The following is a 17,545-nucleotide window of genomic DNA, read 5'->3' as shown; positions in this document are numbered from 1 at the left end:
TTAATTCAAAGTGATAAATTGATGTGCATGTTGATGTGTAAGTGATTCAGGCCATTCGATTGCTAATGATGTCCAGCTTTTTCCACCGCTTTCGGAATAGAAAACCCTTTTATTATTAGCAATGTAAAATATACCATCCTTTTCGGAGATGGCTGAAATTAAGGTGCTCTCTGGTGCAGGTAAACCTTCATCAGCTTCTGTCCAAGCACTTTCATGTTCTTTATCAACATAGTAAATCGTTGAAAACGTGTCATCATCATAATTATGTGCGTTAAACGGTGAGTTCGATGTAGCGATGACAATATTACTGGAATTGTTAGAATTAACCGCTAATCCATAGCCGTATCTATATTTTATACCATCAATGAATGTCGTCCATGTTTGACCATAATCATCGCTTTCAATAAATGTATCTCTACCACCTTCTAAAAAGGCATCTCCTAAAACGCCGTACAATTGATTTGGGTAATCAGGATGGCTCTTAAGCACATGAATATCTATAGGTAGCACACGATCTGTGCGTGGGAGCTCCCAATGTTGACCATAATCTCTGGATTGAATAAATCCGCCGGCTTCAATAGTTAAATTGATTGTTCCGGGAGATTTAATATTAGTATCAAACCATTTTACATGATGCGTAAATGGTCTAGGCGGGAAGAACCATTGATTTTTACCTTGTATATGTTCAAAATCTGTAAGGAGTTCAAATGTTTGTCCCTCATTATAGGAGATGAAAAGCACACTTGGTTCCGTGCCAACAATTACGGTGCCAGAAGATTTACCAGTATCAACCACTGTCACTGCTGTGATTGATGTCATATGAATATCATCTTTCTTAAATGGGCTATTGTAAGTGAACCTTGTGCCTATTGGAGCCCATGTATCACCCTTGTCGGTACTTTTCCATAAACCACGGTCAAACGTGCCGCAATATAATATATTACTATTTAAAGGATCTTGAGCTATTGAAATCGGGTTAGTGCCCTCTAATTTAAATGCTGTATGAAGGCCTTGTGCATCATTTTTAATAAGCAATAATGCATTGTCATAAGTGATTGCGCATTGAGCCATATTTATCACGCTACCTTTGGGTAAGTTTATGATTTAAAGTATCGTATCAGACTTGTTTAACAAAAAGAAATTGAGTTACAAATACCTTAGATAATTATGCTGTTAGAAAACAACAGAAAATGAATTAATGTTGTTTTGTTCTTGGCTATAGTACATACATACTAATAAACATCACGTTGGTAACGTTGATTTTTAATTAAATCTCTTAAATAGTCTTCTGCACTATCTTGGCTGTAATTACCATGTTTAATCAGTACATTCACTAATGCTTGATGGACACCTGAAGCCATCTCATCTTTATTTCCACATAGATAAATCGTAGCGCCCTCTGTTATCCATTTATAAAATTCAGCACTATTATCTTCAATACGGTGTTGGACATAAATTTTAGTTTCAGTATCTCTTGAAAAAGCTAAATCTAATTTACTGAGTACACCGTCACTCAGCCAGCCCTCTAAATCACTCTGATAAAGGAAATCTGTATTATAATTTTGATTACCAAAAATAAGCCATTGTGATCCTTTAAGATTTAAGTGTGCGCGTTCTTGTAGATAGGCTCTGTAAGGTGCGATGCCTGTGCCAGCACCAATCATAATGACAGGTGTGGTTTCTTCATAAGGAAATTTGAAGTTTGGATTCTTTTTAAGATAAACAGGCATATGATCACCAGGTTGTGTACGTTCAGCAAGTTGAACGGAACAAACGCCTAGACGTTCACGACGATGCGCTTCATATTTCACGACACGTACTGTGATTTGTACACGATTTGGATTAACGTTGTTACTGCTTGCGATTGAATATTCTCTTGGTGGTAATTTTCTTAATAATTGCGGTAACATTTTTGGTTGAAGTGATACGGGTGTAAAGTCTTTAATCAAGTCGATGACATCTCGACCATAAATATAATCTTGAATCCAATCATTTTTTTGAACATTTGCGTTTAACATTGGATTACTAAATAACTCAGCAGCACTTTTCATTAGGGCAGGTGTTATTTTTGAAATTTCAAAGTAATGTGTCAACGCATCTTGTAATGTTAATGGTTGTTCATCTTTATCAACATAAACAAGTGTTTCAGCGTCCCAACCTAAAGTATCGATAAAGTGTTCAACAAGGGCAGGGTCATTTTCAGGTATTACTACTAAACTATCTCCAGGCTCATATGATTCGTTGTAACCTTCAAGAGATAATTCAAGATGTCTGACTTCGCGTGTTGCATTGGCTTCAGTCAGTACATTATTTTGTATTACTTCAGCTTGAAATGGGTTTGATTTGGAATACTGACCATGAGGTTCTTCAATTGTGACTTCATCGTCTATCACATCATTTGCATCTGTGTTTGGCGAAACGTTGGTTAATAGCTCTAGCATATCTGCAATCCATTGTTCTGCTACTTCTTCAAAATCAAAATCACAATCTACCCTTTCAGCTAATCGATGACCGCCTAATTTTCCGAAGATTTCATCAAAGTCTCTTCCTGCCTGACAAAAATCTGGATAGCTTTCGTCTCCTAATGCGAGTACAGAGAAGTTTAATCCATCTAATCGTGGGGCTTTATCACTGTGCATAAACTCATGAAAATCTATCGCGTTGATTGGGGGCTCTCCCACGCCTTGTGTAGAACATATGATAAACAGGTAATCTATATTTGTCAGTTCATCTAGCGGGAAATCATCCATCTCCGACAAATGAACATTTAAATTGTGTTCCTTTAATTTTGCTTCAAATTGATCGGCAACTTCTTCAGCATTACCTGTTTCAGTACCAAATAGAACATGTACTTCTAAAGGTTCAGCTACGGAACTATCAGTTGCGTTTGATGGTGTCACCTCATCATCCTGCGTTTCAGGATTAACTAAATAACTGCCTAACCATTGTTGCTGACTTGAAGATAATGTTGGCAGAAGTTGATTTATAAGTGCCAATTGTTCTTTGTTAAAAGGAGTATTGGTTTCATTTAATTGCAAATCATTCACCTCGTCTTCTTTTATTGTATGAGGTTTGTGTAAACATCATGTCCTTAAATCATAACATCATTGAATTACTTTATTAATTAATTGAAATAGGATTAATGTTTTTGATTCTCTGAAATGATCTTGTTTATTTCATTTATATCTCTTTGTGCTCTTCTACTTTCAATAGACCAAATAACAAAGTAAATCATTGTATATATGAGTATAAATACGATGATGACCGAGATTCGGAGTGGAAACCAACCTGCTAATATACCTAAAGGAAACATCACTATCAACATTACACTAAAATGAATCACCGTCTTTTTAAAAATTGAGAGGCGGGTATGTGAGAATATCAGTTCACCCAAACTAAATGTGACACCGATGAAAGCCCATATTAGAACAGATATCAGCATAATTTGTAACTCGGTGAAGTGTTCATAGTAAAATCGTCCCATTGTCGATATTGGAGAAACAGGCATAAATTGCGTATGCGAAAATATAAAAGAAAATAATAGCGAAATCATCGTACCAATCGAAACACCTATAGTTGCACCATGTATTAACCTTTTCATAGTTTTAGAGCCTCCTTTATTATAGATAAGTATCTTCTAGAAGAATATGTGAAGTCATCGTTTGAAAAGCGAATTTCTATAGTTCCGTTTTTATTGAGTTTCAAATGGTCGATATAATCGATATTGATGATTTCTGATTTAGATATTTGTAGGAAGTTTGAACTTAATTGTTTTTTAATAGTATATAATCTTTCGTTCAGGGTAAAGTGTTGATTCCATGTATAGATGGTTAGTATTTTATTTTCCATCCTGAAACATATAATATCTCGCTGTTTGATAAAGTGAATTTCATCATTATGTTTGCCTGTAAATGTTTTTCGGTTGGATAATTGTTTGATGTATTGCACGATATCTAGCAAATTTTCTGCGTTTTCATTAGCTTGTATTATAACTTCATCTTCGGATAATGCATTGTTGTATTTAACTCTGACCTTCATATGCAACGCCTCCTGTTAAGTTAAGTAAAACAAATATTAGCATTAAATACTACATAGTTTAATTAAGCGGTCAGTATTGCTAACTAAGTGGTTACAAATGCACATTAAGTGGATGACCTTTAAAAATGCACATAATAAATTCCCCTAAATCATTCTTGGTAGGGAATGATTTAGGGGATATAAATTATATCTTTTAAAAGGAGAAGTTGATATATAAGAAGTGCTCAATTTCTTAATATCTTTTATATTATAATAGCTAGAGTTTTAAGTTTGGGGTGCTCGTGTATATCTAATGATATCTTAAAGATTTAGCTATTAGGGTGTAATAGCGAATGCGCGTACAGGAAATCCTGGCGCGTCTTTAGGTTTAGGGCTAATCGTGTAAATAAGGGCACCACGTGTGGGTAGTTGATCTAAATTCGTCAACAGCTCAACTTGGAATGTATCTTGTCCTAGGACGTAACGTTCACCAACGATATCACCATTTTTGGCTACATCTATCGAAGCATCTGTATCAAATGTTTCGTGACCAATGGCTTTGACTTGTCGTTCTTCGAGCAAGTATTTTAAAGCATCGAGGCCCCAACCGGGTAAATGGAGGTTGCCATTGCTGTCTTTATTCTCGAATTGTTCGATGTCTGGCCAACGTTTCGACCAATCACTGCGTAAGGCGACAAATGTGCCGGGTTCAATTGTTCCATGCGTTGATTCCCATTGTTCGACATGTGTGCGAGTTAATATGAAATCTGCATTCTCTGCTACTTCTTGTGAAAAATCTAAAACAACAAGTGGTAGGGCGAGTTCTTTTAAATCTAATTCATGTAAATAGCGTGTGTTTTCCACAAAATGAATAGGTGCATCAATATGTGTACCGTACTGACTTACTATATTCCAATTTTGAACATAAAAGCCATCGTCTGCTACGTTAAACAGGGTAGAAACTTTAGCGCGTTCAAACTCACTGAAGCATGGAATGGTTTCATCAAATGTGTGGGTCAAATCGACCCACTTTGATGATTTTAATTGTTCTAATTGTTCTAATTGTTCCCATAATGGATAACTCATGTGTATCACCACCATTTTTAATCGTTATACTGTTGCTGTATTTGTTGATTTTCGTAACTTATCAACGGCATTTACTAAGACACTTAATGCTTCTACTACTTCATCTTCTTTACGTGTCTTCAATCCACAATCTGGGTTGACCCAGAATAACGAACGATCAATTTCTTGTAAGGCACGATGGATTGCTTCTGTAACTTCTGATTCAGTCGGAATACGTGGACTATGAATATCATATACCCCTAAACCAATACCTAAATCGTAAGTAATATCTTCGAAATCTTTAATCAAGTCACCATGGCTACGAGATGTTTCAATAGAAATCACGTCTGCATCTAAGTCGTAGATTGCGTGTATGATTTGTCCAAATTGTGAATAGCACATATGTGTATGAATTTGTGTTTCATCAGCCACGGAAGATGTTGCAAGTTTAAACGAATGCACAGATTTGTTTAAGTAGTCTTCGTGATATTCTGAACGAAGCGGTAAACCTTCTCTTAAAGCAGGTTCGTCTACTTGAATAATTTGAATACCTTCATTTTCAAGTGCCAATACTTCTTCATTAATAGCGAGCGCAATTTGATCTTGTACTTCTTCACGCGGTAAGTCTACACGTTCAAATGACCAGTTCAGAATTGTGACAGGTCCAGTGAGCATACCTTTTACAGGCTTGTCTGTTAAATTTTGTGCATAAAGTGTCTCTTTCACTGTAAGTGGTTCAGCCCATTTCACATCGCCATAAATGATAGGTGGTTTCACCGCACGTGATCCGTATGATTGTACCCAACCGAATTTAGTTACTAGGAAACCTTGTAGTTTTTCACCAAAGAATTCGACCATATCATTACGTTCAAATTCACCATGTACTAAGACGTCTAAACCAATATCTTCTTGAATTTTAATCCAGCGTGCAATCTCATTTTTTAAGAATGATTGGTAACTTTCATCTGAGATGCGGTCATTTTTCCAATCAGCACGGTATTTACGCACTTCTTGAGATTGTGGGAATGAACCAATTGTTGTCGTTGGTAAATCTGGTAAATTAAGGCGTTTGTCTTGTGCTTGTTTACGCGTTTTAAAAGCAGATTGTCTTGAAGTACGTACGCTATCAAAATCGTATTCAAGGTTTTTAAATGATTGATTCTGGAAGCGTTCATAGCGTGCTTTTAATTGATTATATTTTTCAGCATCATTGTCATTAAATAGGCGTCTCAAGGCATCTAATTCGTCTAATTTTTCAGTTGCGAAACTTAATCCTTCGGCAATTGATTCTTCAAGTGTTTCGTCATCTAATGATACAGGAACATGCAATAATGACGCTGATGGTTGAATAATAAGATCATTTGTATAATTTTGTAACGTGTCGATAAGTTCTTTTTTAGCTTCAATGTCAGCAGCCCAAACGTTACGACCATCGATAATACCTGCATAAAGTGTTTTGTTTTTATCAAAATCGCCAGCTTTAATTTGTTCAAGGTTAAAGTTATGGTCATGAACGAAATCAAGGCCAAGCCCTTTAACAGGTAAGCTGTTTAAAAATTGTAGATTAACACGTTCGAAATAGGTTTGTATCACGATATGATTTTCTAAACCAGCCTCAGCGAAATACTCATATGCTGCTTGTGTAATAGTTTCATAATCTGCGCTGTCATCTGTCACTAATGCAGGTTCGTCGATTTGAATATATTCAGCACCAGCTTCTTTTAATGATTGTAGTACTTCTTTATATAAAGGTAACAGTGTGTTTACTTTTTCTTCGAAAGATTGGTCGCCACCTTTAGATAATTTAACAAATGTAATCGGACCTACAATGACAGGATGTGCGTTTACATTTAAAGATTTTGCATAATTAAAGCGTTCTAATAAGACATTGTGATTAAGTTTCGGTTCGGCATGATCCCATTCTGGAACGATATAGTGATAGTTTGTGTTGAACCATTTGATTAAGGCACTTGCAACATGTTCTTTATTACCTCTAGCAATATCGAATAATAAATCATCATCTATGTCTCTACCTTGGAAACGTTCAGGAATAATATTAAAAAGTAAAGATGTATCAAGAATATGGTCATAAAGTGAAAAATCACCGACAGGAATACTTGATAAATTGTAATTTTTTTGTAGTAATAAATTTTCTTTATGCAAATCTGTTAATTGTTGATGCAATGTATCTAAATCTAATTTTTTAGACCAGTAACCTTCGATTGCTTTTTTCCACTCTCTTTTTCTACCTAATCTTGGAAAACCTAAGTTTGATGTTTTAATAGTCATAATATTGCCTCCTGTTTAGTTGAAGTAATTGATTTTGAATAAGCTGCAAGTTCTAATGTGTAATCTGCTTTTTGGAATGGTGTAATTAAATACAAACCATTAAAGTATTCATGTACTGTGTCAATCAGTTCTTTGGATAGTTTCAAGCTCAGTTCTTTTGATTTTTCTTTATCATCTTTAACGGCTTCAAATTGTTCTAACACTTCTTCTGATAATTTAATACCAGGTACTTCATTGTGTAAAAACAAAGCGTTATTATAACTTGTCACTGGCATAATACCGATAAAGAAGGGAACATCTAAATGTCTCGTTGCTTCATAGACTTCTTTAATTTTTTCAGTACTATAAACCGGCTGTGTAATAAAGTAGTGCATACCGCTTTCTAATTTTTTCTCTAAGCGTTTTACTGCACCTTCTAATTTTCTTACATTTGGATCAAAGGCACCTGCGATGTTGAAGTTTGTCTTTGTCTTCAGCGCATCACCATCTGTGTTAATGCCTTGATTGAAACGCGATGCAATTTCGGTTAAACCTTTGGAGTTTACATCGTATACGTTTGTAGCACCAGGTAAGTTACCAATCTTAGAAGGGTCACCTGTGATGGTTAATATTTCATTGATGTCTAGTAGTGATAGCCCTAATAAATGAGATTGTAATCCGATAAGGTTACGGTCGCGACAAGTGATGTGCACTAATGGTTCGATATCGTATTGTTGTTTAATAATGCTTGCTGCAGCGACATTACTAATTCTTACGGTTGCTAAAGAATTGTCTGCTAATGTGACCGCATCGATATTGGCGTCATCAAGTTTTTTGATATTTCTGAAAAATGCATCTGTATCTAAGTGTTTCGGTGTATCTAATTCAACTATAATCGTCGGACGTTGTTTTACTTTTGATGTTAGATTCTGAGATTGTTTTGATTTAGATGAAGTACTCGTATATTTTGTGATCGGTATTACATTTTTTTGTGTTACAGGTTTCAAATTAGCTATAGATGATTTGATGAATTCAATGTGCTCAGGTGTTGTACCGCAACAACCACCAATGACGCGAACGCCTTCGTTAATAAGTTTCTGTGCGACATTGCCAAAATACTCGGCGTTATCGCTGTATTTAAATTGGCTGTTTTCTATATCAAGCAAACTTGCGTTCGGATAGCACGATAAGTATGCGCCTTCTGGTAATTCAATATGTGAGAATGATTGTTGCATATGATGGGGACCATGATGACAATTCAATCCCACAATATCAGCACCACTTGCTGCTACTTGTTGTAATGCGGTATTAATCTCTGTACCGTCTCTTAAATAATTTGTATTCAAAGCAGTGAGTTGCGCAATAATCGGTATATTGTGTTTACGTTTTGTCGCTTTTATAATATTTGTAAGTTCTTCTAAGTCGTAATAAGTTTCAAAAAGTAAACCATCTACGCCAGATTCTACTAAAGTATCTACTTGTATTTCTGTATGATACTGAATCGCAGATAGACCTAAATCTTCTTGTTTAACGCCTCTAAAGCCACCAACAGTACCTAAGATGAATGTGTCATTTTTTGCAACTTCTTTTGCGATTTTTACAGCAGATTGATGAATTTCTTTCACTTTATGTTCTAAGCCAAAGTCTTTTAACTTTTCAAAGTTTGCACCATACGTATTAGTCTGTATAATATCTGCACCAGCTTCAATATAAGAACGATGGATATGTGCTACTTTCTCAGGATGTGTTAAGTTGTAAGCTTCAGGACATGTATCTAGACCTTCAGAGTAAAGAATGGTGCCGATAGCGCCGTCAGCTACTAATATGTTGTTCTTCAGTTTGTCGATGAGTTGACTCATTGAAAGCCTCCTTAATTGCGTAATTTAAATCTAAAATTAATTCATCCGCAGATTCTAAACCAACACTTAATCTAAATAATCCGAATGTAATGTTACGTTCTTCGCGTACTTCTTTAGGCACTGCTGCGTGTGACATTGTAGCTGGGTGAGAAAGGATTGTTTCTACGCCACCTAAACTCACAGATACGAGCGGTAATGATAATGCGTCTACAAATGCTTGTGCTTTGGTTTCGTCTTTTAATCTAAAGCCTAATACTGCACCACCGTGACGCGCTTGTGATAAATGTAAGGCGTCATTTCCCGGGTAATATACCTCAGCAATTTCTTCACGCTGAGCTAAAAATTCATAAAGTTGTTGCGCATTTTCCACAGATTGATTGAATCTCACGGGCAACGTTTTTAAATGTTTTGCTAAAGTCCAGCTATCGTGAGCAGATAATGCCGTGCCTGTACCATTTTGTAATAAATAAAGTGCATCTGCTACGCTTTGATTATTGGTAATCGCTACACCGGCAATAATGTCGCTATGACCACTTAAGAACTTCGTTGCACTATGAACAACGATATCTGCACCAAGTGCTAATGGTGATTGCCCAAGCGGTGTCATAAATGTGTTATCCACTGCGAGTAAGAGTTGATGCTGTTTTGCGATGTGAGCTGCACCTTTAATATCTGTAATTTTGAATAATGGATTAGATGGTGTTTCTACGTAAATTAGTTTTGTGTTGTCTTGTATCGCATCTTCTATCTCATTTAAGTTTGTCGTATCTACTGTTGAAAATTGAATATTAAAACGTGTTAATATCTGTTCAGTTAGTCTGAATGTGCCCCCATAAACATCATCAGGTAGAATAACATGATCACCAGCATTTAACGTAAGCAATACTGCCGAAATTGCGGCGATACCTGAAGCATAAGCAAATGCGTGACTGCCACCTTCTAGTTTGGCTAATTTTTCTTCTAATAATGCTCTATTAGGATTACCACTTCGTGCGTAGTCGTATTTTGCATTGCCACCTAACACTTTTTGATGAAACGTAGAAGAATCATATAAGGGAGGGTTCGCCGAATCATAATCTGTACCTCTATGTGCATCGAATATTACTTCTGTCTCTTTTGATAAACTCATGAAATCACTCCTTGGTTAGATTTTTGTAATGCTTGTACGATGTCTTTCTCAATATCTTCATAATTTTCAATTCCGATAGATAGTCTAAGTAAATGTTCGTCAATGCCACGTTTGTCTTTTTCCTCATCTGGCATATCGACATGGGTTTGGGTATATGGAAATGTTATAAATGTTTCAGTACCACCGAGACTTTCGGCGAATAAACAAACTTCCAAATGTTCTAAGAATTTGTCAGCTTTATAGGCTTTGTTTAAACGTAAGCTCAACATGCCAGTACGTCCGCTATAAAGTACTTTATCAATTGCGTCTAAGTTACTACATCGTTCTGCGAGTAGTTTAGCGTTATATTCTGAACGATCCATTCTGATGTGTAGTGTTTTTAAGCCACGTTGTAGTAAATAACTATCGAAAGGTGATAGTGTAGCACCAATCATATTGTGTAACTGTGCTAATTGTTCTGCTAGCGCATCGTCATTCACTGTGACAACGCCAGCAAGTACATCGTTATGGCCACCTATGTATTTTGTGGCAGAATGTAAGACGATGTCTGCACCATCCTCAAGTGGCGTTGAAAGATAAGGTGTTAAAAATGTATTATCTATAATTGTTAGTAAATTGAATTTTTTACTTAAGATATAGTACGGGTCGATATCAACTTCTATCATTTGTGGATTAGAAATCGGTTCTATAAATAGTGCTTTTGTATTTTCAGTAATACTTTGTTCTACTTCTTCATAATTAAGGAAGTCTACATATTTGAAATGAATACCGTACTGTTGCTCGTAAAAATCAAAAAGTCTAAATGTGCCACCGTATAAATCAAAAGATACCAATATTTCGTCACCAGTTTTGAATAAATTACAAATAAGTTGAATGGCTGACATACCACTTGAAGTTGCAAATGAAGCAGTACCTCGTTCTAGTTTTGCAAAAGCTTCCTCAAATGCTGAGCGGGTTGGATTTTTCGTTCTTGTATAGTCGTAACCAGTTGATTCGCCTAGGTGAGGGTGTTGGTATGCTGTTGATAAATAGATTGGATTTGCAACTGCGCCTGTATGATCTTGTGACAAAGCAATTTGTGCCAGTTCAGTATTTTTCATAATAGATAACCTCCTTTTAAAAATAAAAAAAGCTTCCGTCCTTTACACCCGAATAATCGGATATAAAGGACGAAAGCTTAGCTCGCGGTACCACCTTTGTTTGTTACTCTATCACTAAAGTAACCTTATCCAGTACGCCAAATTGTTGAATAGGCAACAGAGACTGAATAGTGACATCGTATCTTCGTTGGAATTAAAAAAACTCATCTTATATGAATAAAATGAGTATTAACGAAATATACGACGCGTGGATTTAATCCAGTACGCCATTTAACAAAATGTTAATACTGTATCGCTATAACGGGCGATCCCGTTGACACCTCATATTGGTATCAACACTCAAAGGCCATTTTCAAACTTTCTTTCCGTGTCTTCTTTCAGCGAACAAAGACTCTCTGTGTCAGCAGTGTAAGTTTTACTTTCCCTATTACTGTGTTTCGTATGTGCAATTCGTATTTGATATATCTTAGATTACACACCAAAATCCTTTTTGTCAACAACTTATCTGAAAATTTAGATTAAACAAACTATTTTTTATGTATATTTACTGTCATGAGTGTGATGATATACTGTGAATATATTATATACGTAAAGAGATATTTGATGATGAAAGTAGGTGTATGACAATCGAAAATTCAAAAGATTATAGATTGCAATTAGAAGAAGATGCTCAAATTCAACAAGTTAAAGTCACGACTATTAAAGCAAACCCTTATCAACCACGTAAAACATTTGATGAAGAACGTTTAAATGACTTAGCAAAATCGATTAAACTTCACGGCATTTTACAACCTATCGTATTAAGAAAGACTATTACAGGTTATCACATTGTAGTAGGTGAACGACGTTACCGAGCGGCAAAAATAGCAGGGTTAGCAGAAGTGCCTGCAATTGTTAAAGCATTAACTGATGAAGATATGATGGAACTTGCCATTATTGAGAACTTACAACGCGAAGATCTCAATGTTATTGAAGAAGCAGAAAGCTATCGTCAATTAATGGATGATTTAAAGCTAACACAACAAGAAGTTGCAGAGCGTTTAAGTAAATCCAGACCTTATATTGCGAACATGCTACGTTTGTTACAATTACCTAAAGACGTATCGAATATGATCAGAGAAGGTACATTATCAGGTGCTCATGGGCGTACCTTATTAATTGTAAAAGACGCACAAAAAATGCGTCAAATCGCCAAGCAAGTCTCCCGGGAGTCTTGGAGTGTTCGTTATTTAGAACAATACGTAAATGAAAATTATAATGAAAAAAGTACAAAGAAAAAAACACAAGAAGTAGCTACGAAACCTAAGTTTATTCAACAACAAGAAAGACAACTTAAAGAACAATATGGCTCAAGCGTTTCTATTTCTACACATAATAAAAAAGGACACATTACTTTTGAATTTAAATCAGAAGCTGAATTTAAAAGGCTAATCCATCAATTAAATGAGAAATATAATAATGAATAACTTACTTCATTTGTGAGGACTTAAACCCCTAAAATTTTAGACTGACTTGACTAGGACACTGACTCAGCTTGCAGTCTTCGATTCATGTGCTTCTTTCAGATGGCTCATCAAACTATTGATAAATGTTAAATCACTAAAAAGGACATGTTGAACTCAAAATTCAACATGTCCTTTTTATATCAATGTTTCGTATTATAGTGCACGCTTTCTGTAGATATGGTTTGAGACTGTAGTCTTTAGATGCATACTATTCTCATAGAAGTCTTTCAAACAATATGCATAAGCCATGTGATGCTATTATTTTTTATAGACTAATTTACCGTCACAAATCGTTGCTTCAATTAAGTTGTTATCGAGTGTTACATCTTCTTCTAGTGGATTACGATTCAGTATGACAAAGTCTGCAACATGACCAACTTTAATTGTACCTTCGTAGTCTTCTGTATGATTCAAACGCGCTGCATCTGCAGTCATCTTTTTATATGCAGAGCTACGAGATAAACGTTGGTGGGCACCTAGTATCTCACCGTTTTTAGTTTTTCTATCAACAGCAATCTGGATAGATTCCAAAGGAGAAATTGGTGTCACTGGCGCATCAGTGTGCAAAGTAAACAGCATGTTTTCATCTTCTGCCCATCTAACTGGGTCTAAATTGTTTGCTTTATCACTACCTAAAAAGACATCACGGTGTAAGTCACCAAAATAATAAACATGATTAATAAAGAAAGAGCCTCCAATATGATGCTCTGCCATTTCTTGAATATCTGAACGCGTTGCAGTTTGTAAATGTTCAACTCTATTGCGTAAAGCGTTCGTTTTATACATTGCTGTATCTTTATAAGATTCTATTACAGATTGGGCTGCATAATCACCATTTGCATGGGTAATAATATTAAAGCCTAATTGTTGAAAATGTTTAAATTTTTCTGTCATTACTGATTGTGACATTAAAGGTGCAGGTGGTGTTGCGCCATCTAAGTAAGTACCTCTTATAGAAGCAGTTTGTAATTGAATAGATCCGTCATTAAAGAATTTTACGCCGCCTAAATGACTCATACGGTTACTATGTTGTTGAAAAGTGCGATCGAGTGTTTCGGCATGTACGTCTTTAAATTCAGGATGTTTTTCTAGTAATTCATGCGCAATTACCCAGCGTGTACGGATACGTTGAGGTGCGTTTAAGAATGTTAATATACCTTTATAATCCGTGTAACCATTACCACCGATGAGTAAATCAGAAGTATTCGTTATACCGTTTTTCACATAATCATCAATTGCTAAATTCATACTATAAGCGAAACTATCTGCTGTAGCTTTAGGTAGTGCTGCTCTTAATTTAACAATCGCTGGCAATTCAATAAGCACGCCGTTGACATAACCCTCAGAATCTCGTTCGTAATAACCACCTTCTGGGTTATCGTCTGTTAGTTCAATCCCCATAATTTGCAGTGCTTTTGTATTTACAGTAGCCATATGACCTGAGTAATGCATAATCGCAATCGCAGTATCTTGAGAAATTTGGTCTAAATCAAAGCGATTAGGATGGCGTTGTTCGGCTAAAGCTTTTTCATTATAACCGTAACCTATCAACCATCCGTTATTAGTTAAGCTATCCTTATTGTCATTAAATTTATTAATTAAGTCCGTAATGTTTAAAATGTCAGAAGCAGCACAGTTCACCATTAATTTTGTCGATCCATAGCCTGTTGGGTGACTGTGCGTATCTATAAATCCAGGTGTAATCCATTGTTGTTCCAAGTCTAGTGCACTGTCATCCTCTACAATATCTTCTTGTGGCACAATGTCAGAGATGACACCGCCATTTAATATGAGTGTGCCTAAAAATGGTTCGTTATCTTCCATATCCAAAATCATTGCATTTACTATTTTTGAAATTTTCAAAGTAAAGCCTCCTACGTGTCTTTTGTATCCATTACACATACTAATCTTGAAAAAAAGTAATTTCAATTGATAACATATATTAAAGATTAATTTATTAGTTTAAAATATAAGTTTTTAAGTAGTATAAATTTCAAATTCATGTTATGTACATTTGTTTATTTTAAAAAAACGGAAAATAGTTACAAATTTATGTATCTAGAATATGAATGTTGTGTGAAATAAGTTTGAATTCATTGTAAGTAAATGAAGTTCGTATAATAATGGGTATATAGAATAAATTAGGAGGGCCAATATGTTAACTCAAGAAGAGATACAAACAATTAAAGAAACAGTGCCATTACTAAAAGATAAAGGACAAACGATTACATCAATTTTTTATAAGAGACTCTTTGAACAACATCCAGAATTAAAAAATGTATTTAATCAAACTAACCAAAAAAGAGGATTACAATCTTCAGCACTCGCAATGGCTGTATTAGCAGCAGCAGAAAATATCAAAGATTTATCACCAATTGTTCCAGCAATTATGCCTGTTGTATATAAACACTGTGCATTACAAGTTAAACCCGAACATTATCCAATTGTTGGTGAAAATTTAATATGGGCGATTGAAGAAGTGACTGGTCTTGAAGATGAAGATCCAATTATCCAAACATGGATTAAAGCTTATGGAGAAATTGCTGATGCGTTTATCGGCTTAGAAAAAGAAGTTTATAGCAATATGGCTTGGGATGGCTTCAAACCATTTGAAGTTACTGAAATCACTGAAGAAACTGAGATTATTAAAGCATTTACAATTAAATCAGATGATATTGATTTAAGTCAATTTGTTCCTGGTCAATATATTACTGTAGATATTACGAGTGACAAACTACCTTACCAAGCTAAGAGACATTATTCTATTGTTGATGGTGGTAAAGACTTCTTAACATTTGGAGTTAGAAAAGATGTTACTGAAGCGCATGAAGGTGAAGTATCAACAATACTACACGATGAAGTGTCAGTTGGAGATACGTTGAGCTTATCTGCGCCAGTAGGCGGTTTTACTCTAGCGAATAAAGAAAATAAACAATTATTCTTAGGTTCAGGTGTGGGTGTTACACCACTTGTTTCTATGTATAAAGAAGCGGTTAGTTCAGGTTTAGAATCAACATTCTTACAATCAACGTCTAATGCGCAAAATGTCGCTTTTGAAAACAAATTAAACGATATTTCTGACCAGTCTTCACTTGCACGTTTTGACACACATTTCCGTGATGAAGACGGCTTTATTGAAGTAGCACAACTACAACAATATGTAGATAATGAAACAGAAGTTTATATTTGTGGTGGTGATTCATTCTTAAAAGCAATGATTTCTGAATTACAAACAATCGGTATACCAATGGATAACATTCACTTTGAAACATTTATTCCAAGACTTAGTTTTTCAGCATAATTATTAGATAAAATTGAATTTATTCATGAACTAGCGCCAATGACATTTAGTTGTTATTGGCGCTTTTGTCATTTGATTAAAGAATAAAATATGAGCTTACAATAATTAAAATAAGAAAAATATTTATAAAAAATAATAAATGTTGATGTAACGTGTTTTACAACGTTGTTAATGAAAATTACATTATTATAATTATTATTTAAAAATAATTAATGAAAACATTTTGAATACGCTATGTTAAGCGCTTACATTTAACGGAATTATACTGTTTTTAATAGAAACCATAGTTTAAAAGTACGCTTGACATAAAAAATTACAATGAGTAAAGTATGTATCATAATTATTTTCGAATAATTCTAAAGACTAAAAATAATATGAATTTTAAAAACAGAACATTAAAGAAAAGGGGATGAACCCATTAATGTCAGAGGAAAAAATAACATATGAGCACTTTAATATCGACGCTTTTAATGACTTAGATATTTCAGATGAAACTAAAGGTGCACGTCAGGTTATCGCATGGGCGTATGAAATGTATGGTGATTCAATTGTTTATGCATGTAGCTTTGGTGCAGAAGGCATGGTTTTGATTGATTTGATTAATAGTGTTAGAAAAAATGCTGAAATCGTATTTTTAGATACAGATCTTCATTTTCAACAAACCTATGATTTAATCGATAGAGTGAAAACACGTTATCCAGAACTAAATATCAAGCTTAAAAAACCAGAATTAACTCTAGATGAACAGGCTGACCAGTTCAATTCAGCACTTTGGAAGAATGATCCTAATCAATGTTGTTACATACGTAAAATTAAGCCACTGGAAGAAGTGTTATCAGGTGCTACAGCTTGGGTTTCAGGATTGCGTAGAGAGCAATCACCAAGTCGTCAATTTACAAATTATGTAAACAAAGATGAAAGATTTAAATCAGTAAAAGTGTGCCCACTTATTCATTGGACGTGGGATGATGTATGGCATTATATTAAAAAACATGATTTACATTATAATGAACTACATGATTTTAATTTTCCGAGTATTGGCTGCATACCTTGTACATCAGCAGTTTCAACTTCTGGAGACTCAAGGGAAGGTAGATGGAGTAATTCTAACAAGACAGAATGTGGTCTTCATACGACTGAAAAACCATGATTTAGATTAAGATTCTTTTTTTTACTATTAATCCTTAGTATACACATCGGATATGTATAGAATTAAAACATTATTTATATAACAACTATATTATGTTTAATTTATAGAATTGTCTTTAAGAAATACAATAGCATTAGAAAGATTAATCAAC

The 17,545-nt window shown here is 34.8% G+C and carries 13 protein-coding genes and 1 other annotated feature; of the genes, 3 read left to right on the top strand and 10 right to left on the bottom strand.

Going from position 1 to position 17,545, the window contains the following annotated elements; translation table 11 throughout:
• From SOJ_RS00860 to SOJ_RS00820, 9 genes are all read right to left on the bottom strand, one after another.
• On the bottom strand, positions 1–1,071 hold the full coding sequence (locus SOJ_RS00860; protein ID WP_002506158.1) for a hypothetical protein: 1,071 nt from the start codon (positions 1,069–1,071) through the stop codon (positions 1–3).
• 161 nt (positions 1,072–1,232) lie between these two features.
• Complete coding sequence (locus tag SOJ_RS00855) at positions 1,233–3,038, bottom strand: assimilatory sulfite reductase (NADPH) flavoprotein subunit (RefSeq protein ID WP_002506157.1); 1,806 nt, start codon at positions 3,036–3,038, stop codon at positions 1,233–1,235.
• A gap of 101 nt (positions 3,039–3,139) precedes the next feature.
• Positions 3,140–3,601, bottom strand: coding sequence for a DUF3021 domain-containing protein (locus tag SOJ_RS00850; protein ID WP_002506156.1), 462 nt, complete (start codon positions 3,599–3,601; stop codon positions 3,140–3,142).
• On the bottom strand, positions 3,598–4,038 hold the full coding sequence (locus SOJ_RS00845; protein ID WP_002506155.1) for a LytTR family DNA-binding domain-containing protein: 441 nt from the start codon (positions 4,036–4,038) through the stop codon (positions 3,598–3,600). Before SOJ_RS00845 ends, SOJ_RS00850 begins: the two co-directional genes overlap by 4 nt.
• A 315-nt stretch (positions 4,039–4,353) precedes the next feature.
• The gene (locus SOJ_RS00840; RefSeq protein ID WP_002506154.1) at positions 4,354–5,103 is read right to left on the bottom strand and encodes a cyclase family protein; all 750 of its coding nucleotides are present in this window, start codon (positions 5,101–5,103) and stop codon (positions 4,354–4,356) included.
• Between the two features lie 24 nt (positions 5,104–5,127).
• Positions 5,128–7,374 (bottom strand): 5-methyltetrahydropteroyltriglutamate--homocysteine S-methyltransferase, encoded by a 2,247-nt coding sequence (gene metE, locus SOJ_RS00835; protein WP_103170100.1) that lies wholly within the window; start codon positions 7,372–7,374, stop codon positions 5,128–5,130.
• Complete coding sequence (locus SOJ_RS00830; protein ID WP_002506152.1) at positions 7,368–9,209, bottom strand: bifunctional homocysteine S-methyltransferase/methylenetetrahydrofolate reductase; 1,842 nt, start codon at positions 9,207–9,209, stop codon at positions 7,368–7,370. The genes metE and SOJ_RS00830 overlap by 7 nt, the downstream gene beginning before the upstream one ends.
• Positions 9,163–10,338, bottom strand: coding sequence for a cystathionine beta-lyase MetC (metC, locus tag SOJ_RS00825; RefSeq protein ID WP_002506151.1), 1,176 nt, complete (start codon positions 10,336–10,338; stop codon positions 9,163–9,165). The genes SOJ_RS00830 and metC overlap by 47 nt, the downstream gene beginning before the upstream one ends.
• Positions 10,335–11,438, bottom strand: a complete 1,104-nt coding sequence (locus tag SOJ_RS00820) for a PLP-dependent transferase (protein ID WP_002506150.1) — start codon at positions 11,436–11,438, stop codon at positions 10,335–10,337. The genes metC and SOJ_RS00820 overlap by 4 nt, the downstream gene beginning before the upstream one ends.
• A gap of 62 nt (positions 11,439–11,500) precedes the next feature.
• Positions 11,501–11,878, bottom strand: a binding site (T-box leader).
• Positions 11,879–12,058: 180 nt separating this feature from the next.
• On the opposite strand from SOJ_RS00820, the gene SOJ_RS00815 reads away from it, so the two are divergent.
• Complete coding sequence (locus tag SOJ_RS00815) at positions 12,059–12,904, top strand: ParB/RepB/Spo0J family partition protein (RefSeq protein ID WP_002506149.1); 846 nt, start codon at positions 12,059–12,061, stop codon at positions 12,902–12,904.
• 297 nt (positions 12,905–13,201) lie between these two features.
• On the opposite strand, the gene SOJ_RS00810 is transcribed toward SOJ_RS00815, so the two are convergent.
• Positions 13,202–14,806: an amidohydrolase gene (locus SOJ_RS00810; protein WP_002506148.1), complete on the bottom strand. Its 1,605-nt coding sequence runs from the start codon at positions 14,804–14,806 to the stop codon at positions 13,202–13,204.
• Between the two features lie 292 nt (positions 14,807–15,098).
• Between SOJ_RS00810 and SOJ_RS00805 the strand changes: the two genes are divergently transcribed.
• The gene (locus tag SOJ_RS00805; protein ID WP_002506147.1) at positions 15,099–16,244 is read left to right on the top strand and encodes a globin domain-containing protein; all 1,146 of its coding nucleotides are present in this window, start codon (positions 15,099–15,101) and stop codon (positions 16,242–16,244) included.
• A 421-nt stretch (positions 16,245–16,665) separates the two neighbouring features.
• Positions 16,666–17,394 carry a phosphoadenylyl-sulfate reductase gene (locus tag SOJ_RS00800; RefSeq protein WP_002506146.1) on the top strand — a complete coding sequence of 243 codons (729 nt, stop codon included), beginning with the start codon at positions 16,666–16,668 and terminating at the stop codon, positions 17,392–17,394.
• The last annotated feature ends 151 nt before the right edge of the window (positions 17,395–17,545 follow it).

Origin of the sequence: Staphylococcus sp. OJ82 (assembly GCF_000294465.1) — a bacterium.
GTDB lineage: Bacteria > Bacillota > Bacilli > Staphylococcales > Staphylococcaceae > Staphylococcus > Staphylococcus equorum.
The sequence above is the reverse complement of the archived record's forward strand: the minus strand, read 5'-3'. Positions and strand labels throughout refer to the sequence as shown.